This window comes from Bacillota bacterium (assembly GCA_012842395.1).
GTDB lineage: Bacteria > Bacillota > SHA-98 > UBA4971 > UBA4971 > UBA6256.
Map to the genome: position 1 here is coordinate 196258 of DUSX01000017.1, position 16724 is coordinate 212981.

13 protein-coding genes are annotated in these 16724 nt (G+C 63.2%); all 13 read right to left on the reverse strand.

Annotation, left to right across the window (positions count from 1 at the left end; all coding sequences use genetic code 11):
• Positions 1–59 precede the first annotated feature (59 nt).
• The 13 genes from GX515_05890 to GX515_05950 all read right to left on the reverse strand — a co-directional run bounded on the left by GX515_05890 (position 60) and on the right by GX515_05950 (position 16590).
• Complete coding sequence (locus tag GX515_05890) at positions 60–1673, reverse strand: FAD-binding protein (GenBank protein ID HHY32548.1); 1614 nt, start codon at positions 1671–1673, stop codon at positions 60–62.
• A gap of 31 nt (positions 1674–1704) precedes the next feature.
• Complete coding sequence (locus GX515_05895; GenBank protein ID HHY32549.1) at positions 1705–2385, reverse strand: 4Fe-4S dicluster domain-containing protein; 681 nt, start codon at positions 2383–2385, stop codon at positions 1705–1707.
• A 29-nt stretch (positions 2386–2414) separates the two neighbouring features.
• Positions 2415–3497 (reverse strand): hypothetical protein, encoded by a 1083-nt coding sequence (locus GX515_05900; protein ID HHY32550.1) that lies wholly within the window; start codon positions 3495–3497, stop codon positions 2415–2417.
• Between the two features lie 35 nt (positions 3498–3532).
• Positions 3533–3964: a hydrogenase iron-sulfur subunit gene (locus tag GX515_05905; protein HHY32551.1), complete on the reverse strand. Its 432-nt coding sequence runs from the start codon at positions 3962–3964 to the stop codon at positions 3533–3535.
• A 61-nt stretch (positions 3965–4025) separates the two neighbouring features.
• Positions 4026–7232 carry a CoB--CoM heterodisulfide reductase iron-sulfur subunit A family protein gene (locus GX515_05910; protein HHY32552.1) on the reverse strand — a complete coding sequence of 1069 codons (3207 nt, stop codon included), beginning with the start codon at positions 7230–7232 and terminating at the stop codon, positions 4026–4028.
• Between the two features lie 155 nt (positions 7233–7387).
• Complete coding sequence (locus tag GX515_05915) at positions 7388–9334, reverse strand: CoB--CoM heterodisulfide reductase iron-sulfur subunit A family protein (GenBank protein ID HHY32553.1); 1947 nt, start codon at positions 9332–9334, stop codon at positions 7388–7390.
• Positions 9331–10212: a disulfide reductase gene (locus tag GX515_05920; GenBank protein HHY32554.1), complete on the reverse strand. Its 882-nt coding sequence runs from the start codon at positions 10210–10212 to the stop codon at positions 9331–9333. Before GX515_05920 ends, GX515_05915 begins: the two co-directional genes overlap by 4 nt.
• Positions 10213–10344: 132 nt before the next feature.
• On the reverse strand, positions 10345–10629 hold the full coding sequence (locus tag GX515_05925) for a hypothetical protein (protein ID HHY32555.1): 285 nt from the start codon (positions 10627–10629) through the stop codon (positions 10345–10347).
• A gap of 381 nt (positions 10630–11010) precedes the next feature.
• Positions 11011–12372 (reverse strand): NADP-dependent malic enzyme, encoded by a 1362-nt coding sequence (locus tag GX515_05930; protein ID HHY32556.1) that lies wholly within the window; start codon positions 12370–12372, stop codon positions 11011–11013.
• A gap of 303 nt (positions 12373–12675) precedes the next feature.
• On the reverse strand, positions 12676–12969 hold the full coding sequence (locus GX515_05935; GenBank protein ID HHY32557.1) for a hypothetical protein: 294 nt from the start codon (positions 12967–12969) through the stop codon (positions 12676–12678).
• A 45-nt stretch (positions 12970–13014) separates the two neighbouring features.
• On the reverse strand, positions 13015–14922 hold the full coding sequence (locus GX515_05940; protein HHY32558.1) for a TRAP transporter permease: 1908 nt from the start codon (positions 14920–14922) through the stop codon (positions 13015–13017).
• A 95-nt stretch (positions 14923–15017) separates the two neighbouring features.
• The gene (locus GX515_05945; protein HHY32559.1) at positions 15018–15629 is read right to left on the reverse strand and encodes a DUF1850 domain-containing protein; all 612 of its coding nucleotides are present in this window, start codon (positions 15627–15629) and stop codon (positions 15018–15020) included.
• Between the two features lies 1 nt (position 15630).
• Entirely contained in the window at positions 15631–16590 is a 960-nt protein-coding gene (locus GX515_05950) for a TAXI family TRAP transporter solute-binding subunit (GenBank protein ID HHY32560.1), read from the reverse strand.
• Positions 16591–16724: the final 134 nt, after the last annotated feature.

Consider the following 16724-nt stretch of genomic DNA (forward strand, 5'->3'; position numbering starts at 1 on the left):
TCCCAGGCATCGTCACCCGCCTCCTATTTCACACTCTGCGACGCACGATTAGAGGGACATCACGGCACCACCGGGTTGGCACCCGGCTTGGTTTCGCGACGAGCGTACGGCGGCAAAATCATCGGGGACACCCTCTCCCTCCCGATCCCCGCCTCGTCAAGCTCCTCATGATAGCGCCTGACGTGTTCGAGTGTGAGCCTCCCCGGCTTCACGCTCCGGGCTCTCTCGGCAGCAGCCATCCCCGCACGCCTGCCAAAGACCACCACGTCGAGGAGGGAGTTTCCCATGAGCCGGTTTCTGCCGTGAACGCCCCCGGAGGTCTCGCCTGCCACGAAAAGATTCTCCACGCAGGTGCTTGTGTCGTCGGATATCTCCACGCCGCCGTTCTGGTAGTGAAGGGTGGGATACACGAGGACCGGTTCCTTCCTCATGTCGATCCCAAAGCGCTTGTACTGGCGGAACATTGCCGGAAGCGCCCTTTGGATCGTGCCATCACCGTGGATGTGTTCTATCATTGGCGAGTCAAGCCACACCCCATGCTGGCCCGTCTCGGTGATGACGCCCGTGCCCCGCTCATGGCACTCCCGCAGGATGGCGCTGGACACAGCGTCCCTCGTTTCGAGCGGATACACGAACTGCTCGCCCCGGACGTTCACGAGCTGCGCTCCTAGACCGCGCACCTTTTCGGTGATGAGAAGGCCTAGGATCTGCTCGGGGTACGCCGCCCCAGTGGGATGGAACTGGGTCGCATCGAGAAAGATGAGGTTCGCGCCCATCCGGTAGGCCATGACCAGCCCGTCCGCGGTGGCCCCGTAGTGGTTCGTCGTGGGGAACCCGGCCACGTGAAGCCTCCCGAACCCTCCCGTGGCCAAGATGACGGTCTTCGCCCGTACCACGAAGAATTCCCTGGTCTCGAGGTTCATGAGAACGGCGCCCGTGCACCGCCCCTCGCCGTCCGAAAGAAGTTCCACGGCGGGCGAGAACTCGATGACCGGTATCTCTCTATTGCGCACCTCGTCGCGGAGAGTTCGCATGATCTCCGCTCCGGAGTAGTCCCGGGCCGCATGCATCCGTTTGCGCGACGTGCCGCCACCGTGCTGAGTGACCATGGTCCCGTCGGGGTCCTTATCGAACATGCACCCTAGGTCTTCGAGCCACCTTATCACGAGGGGCGCATCGTGGACGAGCGCCCTCACCAAGTCGGGCTTGTTGACGAATCCACCGCCGCCGATGACATCGAGATAATGAATCATAGGAGAGTCGTTGGGTTTATCGGCGGCCTGTATGCCGCCCTGGGCCATCATCGTATTGGCGTCGCCCAACCTGAGCTTGGTGACCTGAAGCACGTTCGCCCCTGCAGCCTGGGCCATCAACGCTGCCGAAGACCCCGCTCCGCCGCCCCCGACCACCAGCACGTCCACATCGTAGTCGATCTTGTCGAGGGGGAAAGTGTCCGGGTCAAGCCTGCTCCTCGCCTCTAGGACGTCCACGAGCTCATGGGGCATCATCGAGCCTCGTGACGGTCCTACTTTCACCGGGCGCATGGTATCGGGACGGAAGTCAGGGTGAAACCGGCGGAGAAGATCCTGTTTCTCCGCGGCGCTCAGCCTGGGATGCTTCTCCGTGTACCGTCTCTCGCGCGACGCCTCGACGAGGCGGATCGACTCAATCATCTGCGGAGTATAGGCCACTGCTCTGTCCCTCCTACTCCGGCTCTATGTCCCGCTCATTGTAAAGCCTTTCGAGCTCGGCCCGCTCCAGCCTGGTCATTTCATCGAGGGCCTGGTCGAACTTGCCGTCCAGTATCTCTTGGACTCTCGTGGCAAGGTGCTGCGCCCTCGGGGCAATGTGCCTCGCGTACAGTCTCCGGGCGAGGATCGCTATGTTGTACTGCACGGTCTCGGCCGGGCAACGAACCGCACAAAGGCCGCACATGAGGCAGTCGAAGGACATATCAGCCGTGCGTGCTATGTCGCCCCTCATGGCCGCCGCCATGTAGTTCATGACGTCGAGCTCCTGCGGACAGACTTTCGTGCAGGTGTTGCAGCCGAGACATCTTGAGAGTTCCGGGTACGCTTTCAAGAGGTCAGCAAGGGTCGGGCGCATCTCCTCAATGTCGTAGGTCGCCTTGTGGGCGGGGAAAACGGGTATCTGGGCGAGATACATCCCGTCTTCAACTATGGTCTGGCAGGCGAGGCCCACTTTGATCCTGTAGTCGCCGGGCATGCGGTACACAGTGCCGCACGCGCCGCAGAATCCCCCGCGGCACCCGCAGCCGCGGACGAACTGGTAGCCGGCGTACTCCATGGCTTTCATGATAGTGAGGCCCTTCGGCACCTCGTACGCCTTTCCCATGATGAAAACCCTGACCATCTCCTGTGCCATGCGATCACCTCCCGCCGGTACAGCCGAAGCTACCTGGGCTCGAGCTCCTCTTCCCTGAACGTCGTGAAGGGCAGTTCCTCAGCTAGATTCCTGCCGGGCACGTAATTGAATATCGCTTGAGTCCGCCTCGAGGCCATGGCGAAGAGGCGGAAAAGCGGCAGGTCCTGCTGGCAAGCCTGCTCACACTGCCCACACCCCACACACGAAAGGGACATGTGATTCATCCTCGTGAGGTGGTACAGGATCGTCTCAGAGGGTACCTTGAGCGCACCCTTCCTCCTCGCTTTCCTCATGAACTGGCCGAGCTCGTACTCGAACGTATCGGTGTCGAAGATGCACTCCTTGCAGTAGCACACGGGACACGCCACGCGACACCCACGGCACCCCGTGCACGCCGCGAGCTGTCTCGCAAACGTCTCGATGCCGTCGAAACCGGACGCGGCCATGAAAAGCTCGTAAGACTCTTGCCTTTGCCGCGCAAGCACTCCTAAGGCCTCCCGGCGCTTGCGCGCTGCGATCTCGCCGTCCCCGAGGCCGAGCTCCTCCACAGCCGCGGCCACGGCGGGGTCGAGGTCACCGTGAACCGAGACGAGCACGCCTTCTCGTTCGTCCAACCCGATAAGCCCAAGCGTCACGCCGGGCAGCGCATCCTCCAGCGGAGCCGGGGTTAGGCAGACACGGCAAGCTTGCCTCATGTCGAGGCTATCAGCGTTTCCGTTAGCTGCCCTGTATGCCACCGGGTCATAGGTGCCTTCGCAGTCGATGCCCAGGGCCACAACGTTCTCGGGCGCGGCTTGCCTCAACTTCATGAGCTCTACGAGAGCGCGTCCCTCACATGGCCGCAAAACGGCGGCGACTCTCCCGGAAGGGCGCTTGCGAACCACCTCCGACACTACCCGGGCCGCGCTCACGGTCATGACGGGCGCGAGCGGTCGCCCGAACTCCTCCACGATGCGCGGGTCCTTTGCCAGAACGCAACTCGTGACGCCCGGCGCTGCTTCGGCCGGAACCACGAGGCCGTCCACCACCCCGGTCTCCAGCAGCCTTGCGAGGAATCTCGCCAGCGCCTTCTCTCTCCCCTCTTCTCCCACCGCGAGCAAAAGATCTTTCATGGCCACACCTCGATGCTGCACGTGTCTATGCTGCATCACGCGATCCACAGCGCCCGTGCAGGATTGGGCCCCAAAGCCCTCAGGGCGTCGGTCATGTCGCGCACGGTCTTCGCAAAGAGCGCGCCCTCGCTTGCGCTGATGAACCTGAACCACACGCGGCGGCTGTCTATGCCGAACTCGTCCAGGATCGCCGAGAGCACCGCCATCCGACGCCTTGCTTTGTAGTTGCCGTTCACGTAGTGACAGTCTCCCGGGTGACACCCGCCGATGAGGACCCCGTCGGCGCCATCCAGAAGAGCCTTCAAGACATACATCGGATCCACCGAGCCCGAGCACATGACACGGATGGGCCTCACGTTCGGAGGGTACTGCATCCTCGACACGCCCGCGAGGTCAGCACCCGTGTACGTGCACCAGTTGCACAGGAACGCGACGATCCTGGGTTCGAAGTCCAGGCTGGACACCATAACCGCCCCCCTCCGTCGCTTGGCATCCGCGCTGGGGCACTCGGACCGGCCGGAGGCCGGGCTACCCGAGAGAGGCTTCCAACGCTGACGCAATGCGCTCCGCCTCGAACCCGGCATGCGACGCGGCGCCGGATGGACACGCCGCCTGACACGCCCCGCAACCCCGACAAAGGTACTCGTCCACCACCGCCACCCCAGCCTCCTCGTCAATAGACCGGGCACCGTAAGCACAAACGTCCACGCATACCCCGCACGCAGCGCATCGCCTCGCCCGGACGTATGAGACGTTCTGAACGGTCCGTGCCTCCCTGGCGGCAAGGTACAGCCCCGCTCGCGCCGCTGCGGCCTGGGCAGAGACGAGCGCATCGGCCAAGAGGCTGGGCGCCCTCGCAAGGCCGCACACATACACGCCAGGCGTGAGGCAGTCCACAGGCTGGACCTTGGGGTTAGCCTCGGCTAGAAAGCCGTAACGGTCAACGGGCACCCCGAGGTCCGCGGCAAGCTTAGGATCCGCCGAACCTTCCACCCCGGTGGAGAATACGACAAGGTCGGCGGGCAGGACCATCGCCTCGCCGAGGACCTCGTCGAAGACCTCCACCGCGAGCCCAGGGCCGCCGCTTGATTGGAGTCCCCCACCGTTCAGAGCGAGCTTGGGCCATGTGCCGTCGGGATGCCTTACAAACACCACCCCCATCCGCCGCGCCCGCTCGTAGTACGCCTCGAAGAGCCCGGACACGCGAATGTCATGGTGAAGCACGTACACCTCCACGCCCGGGCGCTCTTCCTTGAGCCGGATAGCGTTTTTGATGGCGTGAGCACAGCAAACCTGACTGCAGTAGGGCCTCTCCTCGTCGCGGGACCCGGCACACTGTATCATGACCACGCTTCGGACGTCGCCCGGAACACGGACCGCCGGCCACAGGCGCGCCTCGAGCTCTTGTTGGGTCAAGACGCGCACTCCGTCCCGGGCCCCCAGGCGCGCGGGAACGGGCGCTTCGACTCCTCCCGTCGCTAGGATCACGACACCGCAGTCGATTTCCAGAGCACCGGCGGCGCCGTCGGGGCTTTTGGCGCCCTCGGACACATCCCGCTCGATGCCAGACGCTCCGCCGGCCGCGCTCTCATGGTGGCGGACGATACAGAGCCGAAAGCCACCCTCATTTCTCCTTATCGACGCGACATGCGCCAGGGTGTGGATAGTGATGCGACCGCTTGCCCTCACGCGATCCTCGAGGTTCGCAAGGATATCCCTGACATCGGCGCCGTCGAGCGTACGAGCGAGGAGACGCGCCCTGCCACCGAGGGTGCTCTGCTTCTCAACAAGGTGGACTTCGTGGCCGAGGTCCGCAAGGGAGGCCGCGGCCTCCATTCCCGCGGGGCCGCCGCCGATAACCACCGCCCCTGCGGGGATCGCCCGGGAGCGCTGCTCGAGCGGCCTCGCAAGGCGCACCGCCGCGACAGCCATCGCCACGAGATCGCGAGCCTTTGTCGTGGCCTCCAAGGGATCCGCGTGAACCCAGCCACACTGCTCTCGCACGTTTGCTACCTCGATCATGCCGCACGGGATGCCTGCCATTGAAAGCTCCGCCTCTATGGAGCCGAGCACGTTCCTTGGCGAGCACGCGGCGACCACCACCCGGTTGGCGGCATTGGCCGCGACCTCCCGGACGAGGTCCGCGATCCCTTCCGGCGTGCATATGGATGCGATTTCCTTCACAATCACGACGTCGTCTACGTCCTTGGCGGCGATCGCTTCGGCCAGCGCCGCGGCCAGCCCGGCGGGGTCGAGGCTGCCCATGGACGATGGGCACCTGCACAGGAAGACGCCGATCCTCGGCTCGTCCTCAGCGCTTCGGCCCGCCTGAACCTGGAGAGGAGATGTTCCGGGAGTCGCCGTGGCCACGCGCCTTGCGGGCACGGCAACTGGGCCCGTGTTTCGACCGAGCACCTGGAGAGCACGCAAGGCGCACGCTCCCGACCTTGCGACTGCACTCGGGATGTCTTGCGGACCCGAGGCTCCCCCACAGACGAAAATGCCCGGACGAGAGGTCTCAACGCCCTGGAGCCGACCCCGGAAGGCGCTTATGAACCCGAACTCGTCCCGCTCCACCTCGAGCGCGGCGCCGAGCGCCTCAAGGTCCCGGCTGGGAATGAGGCCGTTCGAGAGCACCACGAGGTCGAAGCTCTGGCGCCTGACCGCCCCGCCCACCTCGGAGCACACCTTGAGCGCCCCCTCCCTCTCCTCGATCCCCGAGACCCTGCAGTTCTCGAACTCCACGCCGAGGGACCTGGCGCGGGCATAATACTCCTCGTATCCTTTCCCGATGGCTCTCAGGTCCGTATAAAAGACTTTCACCCGTGCCTCCGGCGCGAGGGTCTTGGCGATGATGGCTTCCTTGACAGCGTACATGCAGCAGACTGAGAAGCAGTAGGGGCTAGCCTTCGACCTGTCACGAGAGCCAACGCATTGGATGAAAGCAACCCGGGTCGGCTTTCTGCCGTCCCCGGGCCGGACGAGTCGGCCCGAGGTCGGGCCAGAGGCGCTCACCATCCTTTCGAATTCCAGGCCCGTGATGACGTTCTTCGAAGGATCGTACGAGTACTCTGGGCGCACGCGAGGGTCGCAAAGGGTTGCCCCGACGCATACGATGATGGCCGCCACATGGAGCTCGGTCCGGGCTTCCTTACGGGACAGGTCAATGGCACCCCTCGGGCATCCTTCGATACACCTTCCGCACCTCGTGCATGTCGTTTCATTCACGACGAATCCCGCCGGCACGCTGCGGTGGCTCGGAGCGTATATTGCCTTGTGATCCCGCATCCCGAGGTATGAGGGCTCATGTGTTGTAACGGGACACACTCTCTCGCACTCGCCGCATCCATCGCAGAGATCGCGCCTGACGTATTCCGGGGAGGTTATCACGGTCGCCCGATAGTCCCCGACATCCCCGGACACGTGGGTCACCCTGCTCCTCGCCATGAGTGTGATGCGAGGATGCCGCTCCACCTCTATGACCGGGCAGTAGGCCGGATTCCTCGGGGACATGTGGCATACCCCGCAGCTGTCGGTCGGGAAGGTCTTGTCGAGAAAGCCCCACAGCCCGCCCACCGCGGGGGACGAATCCACCAGGTACACGTGCGCGCCCGCATCCGCCAGGATGAGCGAGGCGTGCATCCCGGCCACGCCTGCCCCTATGACCAGCACGGATCCTTTCGAACCCACTCCGGGCGAACCCGCCCCGGGCGTCATCGTCGCGCTCATGCTCATGATCACCACTTCCCCCGGCGGCCTCGCAGCGCCATCTCGCTGCGACGGCAAGCCGCCCGACCTACGAGCCACGGCGACCTACGGCGACCCTGGCAGCCCTCGAATCTGCCAACGCGAGCCCGCACTCTATGGTGCATGTGCGGATTCCCCACAGCCTATCCGACCACTGCGTCAACCATCGACAGCACCTGGGACCTTGCCGAGTTCCTCTGGCGAGTCGCACCGCCCGGGCAGGCCACAACGCAAGCGCCGCATCCCTCGCAGAGGACCTCGTTCACGGCCGCCACGCGCCGCCTCTCGTCGAGCGTGCGAGCGTCGTACGGACACGCGTCCACGCACACGCCGCACCCGCTGCACAACTCCTCGTCCACCACGGCCACGGTCGGCGCGTGCGCAAGCCGTTCGGCGGAGAAGAGCGCAAGCACCTTTGCAGCGGCTGAGCCAGCCTGGGTCACGGTGTCCGGAATGTCCTTGGGGGCCTGGGCGCATCCGGCGATGTACACGCCTCGCGTGAGACTTTCTACCGGACGAAGCTTGGGATGCGCTTCAGAGAAGAACCCGTACTGGTCCGTAGCAGCCTTCAGTGCCCTCGCAAGCTCTTTCGCGCCGCTTGCGGGCACGATGGCCGTGGCAAGCACAACCATGTCCGCGCGGATCTCCACTTTCTTGCCGGAGAGGGTGTCTACGCCGAACACCACGAGGCTGTCACCGTCCTGGAACACCCGGGCGACCCTGCCCCTCAGGTACAGCACTCCTTCTTCGGTGGCTTGCAGCACGAACTCCTCGTAGCCCTTGCCCCCGGCGCGGATGTCCATATAGAAGATGTACGGCTGACCATCAGGCACCTTGTGCTTGTATAGACGGGCGTGTTTGGCCGTGTACATGCAGCAGATCTTGGAGCAATACGGATACCCTTTCTCCTGGTCACGGGACCCCACACACTGGATGAACACGACCTCTTTCGGCACCTTGCCGTCGGACGGGCGCCTTATCTCCCCCTGGGTCGGGCCGGACGCGGAGTTGAGGCGCTCGAACTCGAGGCCGTCTATGACGTCGGGATAGACGCCGTACCCGTATTCACCCACTTGCGCCTTGGGGTAGAGGTCGTAGCCCGTGGCAACCACGATGGCCCCCACCTTCTCCTCGAGGAGCACATCGCATTGCCCGAAGTCGACGGCTCCCACCGGACACACCTTCTCGCAAATCCCGCACTTGCCTTTCGTGAAATGCCTGCAGGCCTCGGCGTGGATCACGGGTTTGTGGGGAACAGCCTGCGGGAAAGCGATAGCTATCGCCGGCTCCTCCGCGTGACCCCGCTCGAACGAAGACAACGTTCTCGACGGGCATTTCTCACTGCACACACCGCAGCCGGTGCAGACGTCCCAATTGACGTAGGTCGCTCTCCTACGGATCCTTACGGAGAAATTCCCCACATACCCTGACACCGACTCGATCTCGCTGTTTGTGATGAGCTTGATCAAGGGGTGTCTGCCCACCTCCGAGGTCTTCGGCGTGAGGATGCACTGCGAGCAATCGAGGGTCGGGAACGTCTCCGAGAGCTGCGCCATGTGACCGCCGATATACGGCAGACGCTCTACGAGCACGACCTCGTGCCCGGCATCGGCGATGTCCAGCGCGGCCTGCATGCCCGCGATGCCGGCGCCCACGACGAGCGCGCGCCTGGTCACGGGCACAGACAACGGCACCAGGGGCTCATCGCCTCGGACTTTCTCGAATGATGCCCGAACCAGCTCAACAGCCTTGTCCGTCGCCCGGTCCGGTTCGTCCTGGTGAGGCCAGCTACATTGCTCGCGGATGTTTGCGATCTCGCACCTGTATGGGTTCAGCCCGGCGCTCTCCGCCACCGCCTGAAACGTGGCCTCATGCATGGCGGGCGAACACGCTGCCACGACCACGCTGTCGAGCCGCTCCCTCTTGACAGCATCTCTGATGAGCTGTTGCCCCGGGTCAGAGCACATGTACCGGTAGTCTTGGGCGAAGGCGACTCCCGGCCAGCCAGAAACCTCCCGAACCACCCTCGCCACATCCACGACCCCTCCGATGTTCAGGCCACACCAGCACACGAACACGCCTGTTCTCATGCCGTAACCTCACTCCCCATGGACCGGACCGAGCGCACGAGCGGCGCAGGAGAAATCAAATGGTTCTCAAGGGCCAACACGTCCTCCGGCAGGCCTAGGGCGAGGGCGAGGAGCTGCGTGAAATAGACGACCGGGACGCCTCTTGCGGCACGGCCGCCGGCGCCCTGCTGTGACGCGTCGAGATTGTACTGGCACAGAGGGCAGCTCGTCACGATGACCTGGGCTCCCCTCGCCTTCGCCGATTCGACCACCTTTCTGCTCGGCTCGGAAGCAGGCTCCCCGGGTTCGAGCGCGACATAGCTCCCGCAACACTCTATCTTGTAGGGGTAGTCCACTACTCTGCACCCGAGGGCGGCAAGAAAGTCCTCAAGGATGTGAGGGGATTCCGGGTCATCGAACGCAAGCTCGTCGTGGGGACGTAGGAGGAGGCAACCGTAATACGGAGCGGCGGCGAGGTCAGCGAGGGATCCGGTCGCGCGCCGGGCGAGCGTCTCGAAGCCTACATCGTCGCGGAGCACCTCAAGAAAGTGACGGACCTCGACCTCGCCCTCGTAATCCGCCTCGATGAAGGAGTTCACCTTGTCGCGGCGGTCGGCGTCGGTGCGCATCACGTGGTTTGTGCGTTTCAGCACGTTGTAGCAGGCGGAGCACAACGTCACAAGGCGCCCGCCCATCTTGCTGGCGGACGCGAGGGCCCGAGCCGGAGACACGAGCGGAAAGGAGTTGTCTGCCTGGAGCGGAAACGTAGCCCCACAGCACTGCCACTCCGGGAGTTCCTCAAGATGGATGCCGAGGACGCGCGCCGAGGCGAGGGCTGATTTCTCGAAGCCTCTGGCCTTCCCCCGAAGGGTGCATCCGGGGAAATACGCGTAGCCCATCTCGCTTCGCCACGAACCGCCTCTGCCATCCAGCGGTGGTTCGCGGCAACCCTCCTCCCTTATTCCTCGTCCGGGTCGAAGAAGCCTTTACTCCCTAACCTCCCTGTCCACGCTGCCCATCGTCGGGCGCCTTCACGTGTACTTTCTGAAGCCAGCAACGAATGCCTGCTCCGGCGCGTTGTCGAGAACGTGTTCCGGAAGGCCCGCGGGGTCCACGTGCCTTCCACCAGAGCGTAAGAGCGTCACGCGCAGCGCCTCCATGACGTTCGGCAGGCTCACGCCCCTCGGACAGCGTGCGCTGCAAGCAAGGCACGATGCGCAGACCCAGATCGCGCGGGAAGCAAGCGCCTCTTCAACGCAACCGAGCTGGACAAGCCTCACTACCTGGTGCGGCAGGAGATCCATCGACGCTCCCATGACACACCCCGCCGAGCACTTGCCACACTGGTAGCACGAGACGACGTCCTCACCGCTGATGTCCAGCAGTCTCCGTCTGCTGTCGTTGCTCACCAAGTCTCGCGTGAGCCTCAAAGTCCATCGCTCCCCGGCCGCGCCCGGCCACGACTAAGCAGATCGCCACAAGTTCGCGCTGCTTTTCAGCGCGCAAGTCTTGTCCGGGGTTGCCGGTGTTGCCCTCCGGGGACGGCGCGCTTGCGGCGCGCCTCGTTCGAATTTGGCACACGGGCTGGCCAAATTCTCCACGCCCCGTCGTGCAAGCACCGGCAACCCTAGCACCCCCAAGAAAAGGGGCGAAAACTTCTGGCGCCATGCTTAGGCCGCCGGGCGTGCGATCTTGCTTCAAACCCTGGGTGCCTTCTTCACGATCCCGTTTTCCATGAGCAACTTCGCGGTCTCACGCGATCGGCTGATCATGGCCTCAGCGTTCTTGTATAGTTCGTCCCATGTTAGAGCGAGACGCGCCACTCCTTGCTCGATGGCTTTCCTGCCCACAGCTGCGGCTTCCCTTGGGTAGACCTCCCACTCGTCCATCGTGGGGATGATGTAGTCGCGAGAGAGGCCTTTGTCCTCGGCACATCTCGCAAGCTCGAGAGCGGCGGCGAGACACATCTCATCGGTGATGGTCTTCGCCCTGACGTCCAGGGTGCCTCTGAAGATCGCGGGGAATCCCAGCGAGTTGTTGACCTGGTTCGGAAAATCGGACCGTCCGGTCGCCACGACAGCCGCCCCGGCTTCCGTTGCGTCCCATGGCCATATCTCAGGCACGGGATTGGCGCACGCGAACACGATCGCGTCGTTCGCCATCGACCTCACCCACTCAGGATGGATCACGCCCGGGCCGGGCTTGGAGAGCGCTATCACCACGTCCGCTCCGCGCATGGCATCGGGGACTTGGCCATCAAGGCCGCGCTCGTTGGTTCGCTGTGCAAGCTCCCACTTTTCCTTGTGAGTCTTGGCAAGCTCCGTGCGGCCTTTGTGAAGCGTGCCTTTGGTATCGCACATCACTATCCTGCCGGGATCTGCGCCCGCAGCGATTATGAGCCACGCGGTGCGGATGTTGGCAGCGCCTGCACCGATCATGGCGATGTTCACCTTGGCGAGGTCCTTCCCCACCAACTTCAAGGCGTTCACGAGGCCTGCGACCGTCACCGCTGCCGTGCCCTGCTGGTCGTCGTGCCAGACGGGGATCTCGGCTTCCTCACGTAACCGCTCGAGCACATAGAAACATTTGGGTTGCTCGATGTCCTCGAGGTTCACCCCACCGAAAGACGGCTGGATCCACTTCACTGCGGAGATTATCTCGTCGGGATCCTTCGTTGCAAGACAGATCGGGAACGCGTCCACGCCACCCAAGTACTTGAAGAGCAGGGCCTTGCCTTCCATCACAGGTAGGCCGGCTTCCGGCCCGATGTCGCCGAGGCCTAGCACCCTCGTGCCATCGGACACCACGGCAACTGTGTTCCATTTGTTGGTGTAGGAGTAAACAAGCTCCCTGTTCTGTGCGATCTCCTTGCAGGGAGCGGCGACGCCGGGTGAATACCATATAGCAAAATCCTGGAAGTCACGGATCTCGCACTTGGGAATCGTTTCGATCTTTCCCCGATAAAAAGGGTGAAGCTTCAGCGCATCTTCCGCAGGCTTCTTTGCCTTCGCAACAAGATCTTCTTTCTCGCTCACGCCACCGATGCCCCCTCTTTCCATTATTGCAAGTATCTAAGTATGTCGCCAAAAGCTCGCGCTAGTTTCCGGCAGAGGGGTCCTGCCCAGGGTCACCGGTGCTTGCACGACGGGGCGTGGAGAATTCGGCAGGCTTGCGCGCCGAATTCGAACCAGGCGCGCCGCAAGCGCGCGGTCCCCAGAGGGCAACAACGGCAACCCTGGCAGCGTCAAGAAAGGAGACGACGTACCCACGCCCGACCCCGTCGCCCACAGCGGCCGCGAACAGCGAGCGCGAGTCACTACCGAGTCACTACGAGGAACCATGAGTCCGAGAGCCGCAAGAAACTAAAGCCTGGCTAGATCGTCCGGTATCCTCGCATCTCCGATACGCCCGCAAGACATCGGACACTTCCAAGCCAGGCCATGCCGCTCTGCGACCCGGGATGCCTCCCTCGCACGCCGCAGTCGGTGGGTCGATCTCAAGGCCGACCCCACCACTTTGTACAGTTCCTCGGCCGCGATCCCGGTCGGGGGTTTCGCGTGCTCGCCGAAGAACATTGTTCGCTGCATCACAGAGTTTTCCTTCAACATGGCGGCCACAAAACCCTTCTCGTCCGTTCCCCGCGCCTCACACGGCAACCCTTTCCTCCACAAAGCCGAACCCGCACCGAGTAGCCCGTCATGTCATCGCGAGCGCGGCAGCCCCGTTTGAGGCCTCCCTCGCCGCACTCTAGCAACTTGAGCTGCGTACACGGCACCTATCACCAAAAGCCCGATGATATCAGTGGAGATGTGAGGGTGGATGAGCAGGAGCCCTCCGATGAAAAGAAGCAGCCTTTCCACGACCCCCGCCGACGTGAGGAGCCATCCCTCCACCGCCGCGCCGACCGCGATCATGCCGATGACGGCGCCGATTATGATTCTGGCGGTGTCCAGCCACGACACCGTGCCGATAAGGAGCAGCGAAGGAGCATACACGAAAAAGTACGGGATCAAGAACGCTGCTATGGATAGCTTGGTGGCCTCGATCCCGGTCTTTACGGGGTTCGATTTCGCTATCCCTGCCCCGGCGAAAGCCGCAAGAGCCACGGGCGGCGTCACGTCGGCAACGATCCCGAAATAGAACGCGAACATGTGCGCAGCCATCACCGGCACACCGAGCTTCATAAGGGCTGGCGCCGCTATGGTCGATGTGATGACGTAGTTCGCCGTGGTCGGCGCGCCCATCCCGAGCACCAAGGACGTCAACATCGTGAAGAAAAGCGTGGGAAGGAGCTGGCCTCGGGCCAAGAGGATGAGACCGTTTGCGAGCTTCAAACCGAGGCCGGTGAGGGTGACGGTCCCAACGATCATGCCCGCCGCGGCACACGCTATCACAACACCGAGGGCGTTCCTGGCTCCCTGCTCGAGCGCGGTGACGACATCCCGGGGTTTCATTCTGGTCGCCCTGGAGAGACAGCTCGCCAACACCGCCACGACGAGGCCCCAAAGCGCCGCTCTCATCGGAGTGCTGCCCTCGACGAGCAGATAGACGATTGCTACCAAGGGGAGGAACAGCTGCCCGCGCTGGCGCATAATATCCCAGAACCTCGGCAACTGCTCTTTGGGAAGGCCACGGAGGCCGGTCTTCTTGGCCTCGAGGTGGACGACGATGAACACACCGGTGAAATAGAGGATGGCCGGGATGATAGCTGACTTCGCGACTTGCAGGTACGGAACCCCGATGAACTCCGCCATCAGGAAGGCAGCCGCACCCATGATCGGGGGCATGATCTGACCGCCGGTCGACGCCGACGCCTCAACCGCTCCCGCGAACTCCGGCCGGTATCCGAGCCTTTTCATCATGGGAATCGTGAAGCTCCCGGACCCAACCGTGTTAGCAACAGAGCTCCCGGACACCGTTCCTTCGAGAGCACTCGTGATGACAGCGACCTTCGCTGGGCCACCCGCTGCGTGGCCGGCTATGGAGTTCGCGATGTCTATGAAGAATTGCCCGATGCCGGTCTTCTCTAGAAACGCCCCGAAGAGGATGAAAAGGAATATGAACGTGGATGAGACGCCGAGCGGGATGCCGAAGATCCCCTCGGTGGTATAGAACATGTGCCCTACCAGCCTCTCGAGAGACGCGCCGCGATGCCCGAAGAACCCAGGCACGTATCGTCCGAAATGCGCATAAGCAAGGAAACACCCCACGACGACCAGTATCGGAGTCCCCACCACGCGTCTCGTAGCCTCGAGCACGAGAAGGATGCCGATGGCGCCCACGGCTATGTCGGTCGCAGTGTAGGCGCCCGCCCGCACCAAGAGCGCCTCGAAATTCACGACGAGATAGCCCATGACCAGAGCACCGGCGGCGGCCAACCCCACGTCGTACCACGCCAGCGTGCGAATGCCTTTGCGGGATGCCGGGTAGAGAAGATACGCCAGCACCACGCCGAATCCCAGGTGCACGGCCCTTTGTATCTGTGCAGGGAGGACGCCGAAGGCTGCGGTATAGAGCTGGAAAACGGAGAACGCAACCGCGATGACGCCCACGACAACCGAATAGATCCCCGGGATCCTCCGGTACGCGGACTCCCTGTCATACTTCATGAGGATATCCTCGATCTCAGCCTGGCTTACGGGCTTTTCCTCCGCAATGTCTCGGGGCGCGCCCGGGCCTTCCCCGACTCCCTTCGGAGCCTCCCCTATCCTCTTTTCCACCAGAACCTCCCCCTGAACAAGAATGCAGCCGCGGGGGCATGAACCACCCTCAGGGTGAGGGCCGTCCCCGGCTCCGCCAGGTTCGCAAGCACAACGGTCTCGCCGGGGATCGTAAGCGCATGCCCAGGTACCGAGCTTACGGCCAGCCGAAGTTCGCCGATGCGCCGGCGAAGCCCGGTGATTCTCATCCTCCCCCCGTCCAGGACAAATCGAGCGCCCTTGTCGGCGGTCGTTGGCAGCCCGGCGCCGAAGGATTCGTATACCGTCTCGACGAGGTAGATCGCAAGGTCCGGACCGACTGCGAAGACCTCGCGGACCGGGGTCCGTTCCACAGAGTGAACGAACCTCACCTCGAACCTGGCTCCAACCGACACCGGGGCGAAGTGCAATAGGGGACCGAGCGGGCTCTCCCTTACCTCGAGGGCCACTAGCCCGGGAACGAGCGACGCCACCCCGGCTGCCAGAATCACCAGCGCAAGCGCGGTTATAGCGCGCCCCTTGCGTCCTTCACCCTGAGGGAGTCTCCCTATGCATCCGGCATCATCATCGCGACGCCCCATGGGCGAGCCGCTGGCCATCCCCTCACTCGCACCCACGTCATTTCACGAGACCTTTTTCTCTGAAATACCTCTCGGCCCCGGGATGCAGCGGCGTGCTGACGCCCGTGAGAGCGCCCGCCAGGGTTATCTCGCTGCCCTTGGCGTGGGCCTTCGCAAGTTCGGGGAGGTTCTCGAATAGCGCCCGGGTCATCTGGTAGACCAGACCTGCGTCAAGGTCCGACCGCGCGATGAGAACCGCCTGGACCGCCACGGTTTTCGCGTCTTTGGTCTGGTTGATGTATGTCCCTGCGGGGATGACGGCCTCGCCGTAGAAGCCATACTTGCCATGTAGCTTCTTGTACATGTCCTGCGGGATCTCGACGATCTTGATCTTGTGCTGCGTAGCCACGTCTTGGATCCCGGCGTTCGGTATGCCCGACGTAACGAAGAAGGCATCGATGTGCTTGTCCTTGAAGGCTTCCGCGGACTCGGCGAAACTCAAGTACTGCACCTGGGCAAGGTCTTTGTAACTAAGGCCGTACGCTTCAAGGATCTGCCTCGCGTTCGCCTCGGTTCCGCTGCCAGGCGCTCCGACCGACACCCTCTTCCCCTTGAGGTCGGCCACGGAGTTTATCCCGGAACTCGCGGACGCGACGATCTGGATAAGCTCAGGGTAAAGAGAGGCAATCACGCCGAAGCTCTGTAGCTTTCCGTCCTTCTCGAAAAACTCCGTCCCGTTCCAGGCGTAGTCCGCGGTGTCGGTCTGCACGAGCGCGAGATCAACTTCCTTCTGATGAATCATCCTCAAGTTCGCGATGGAAGCACCCGTGCTCTGGACGGTGACATTGACATCCTTCACCTTCTCGTTGATGAGCTGCGCCATCGCACCGCCCAGAGGATAGTAGGTCCCCGCCGTTCCGCCAGTGGCCATGACAAGCTGTGCCACAGCCGCAAACGACGCGGACGCCACGCCGAGCACAAGACACATGGTGACAGCGGCCAACACGACTCTTCTCATTTCCTAGGCCTCCCCACCCAGAGATTCCTTAGAATCGGTTGATTACTCTTTCAAGAGCGATCATTCGACGGACCCGGGCGTCTTCCTTCCCTAGGCGCCTGCCCCGGCTCTCCGCCTTCGGCTTGGCTTGCAAG

Coding starts and splice junctions, on each gene's coding strand:
- GX515_05900 (HHY32550.1), bottom strand. CDS start 3,497: ATGAAAGATCTTTTGCTCGCGGTGGGAGAAGAGGGGAGAGAGAAGGCG.
- GX515_05895 (HHY32549.1), bottom strand. CDS start 2,385: ATGGCACAGGAGATGGTCAGGGTTTTCATCATGGGAAAGGCGTACGAG.
- GX515_05905 (HHY32551.1), bottom strand. CDS start 3,964: ATGGTGTCCAGCCTGGACTTCGAACCCAGGATCGTCGCGTTCCTGTGC.
- GX515_05930 (HHY32556.1), bottom strand. CDS start 12,372: ATGGAAAGAGGGGGCATCGGTGGCGTGAGCGAGAAAGAAGATCTTGTT.
- GX515_05910 (HHY32552.1), bottom strand. CDS start 7,232: ATGAGCATGAGCGCGACGATGACGCCCGGGGCGGGTTCGCCCGGAGTG.
- GX515_05920 (HHY32554.1), bottom strand. CDS start 10,212: ATGGGCTACGCGTATTTCCCCGGATGCACCCTTCGGGGGAAGGCCAGA.
- GX515_05925 (HHY32555.1), bottom strand. CDS start 10,629: ATGGGAGCGTCGATGGATCTCCTGCCGCACCAGGTAGTGAGGCTTGTC.
- GX515_05940 (HHY32558.1), bottom strand. CDS start 14,922: ATGAAGTATGACAGGGAGTCCGCGTACCGGAGGATCCCGGGGATCTAT.
- GX515_05915 (HHY32553.1), bottom strand. CDS start 9,334: ATGAGAACAGGCGTGTTCGTGTGCTGGTGTGGCCTGAACATCGGAGGG.
- GX515_05950 (HHY32560.1), bottom strand. CDS start 16,590: ATGAGAAGAGTCGTGTTGGCCGCTGTCACCATGTGTCTTGTGCTCGGC.
- GX515_05890 (HHY32548.1), bottom strand. CDS start 1,673: ATGATTGAGTCGATCCGCCTCGTCGAGGCGTCGCGCGAGAGACGGTAC.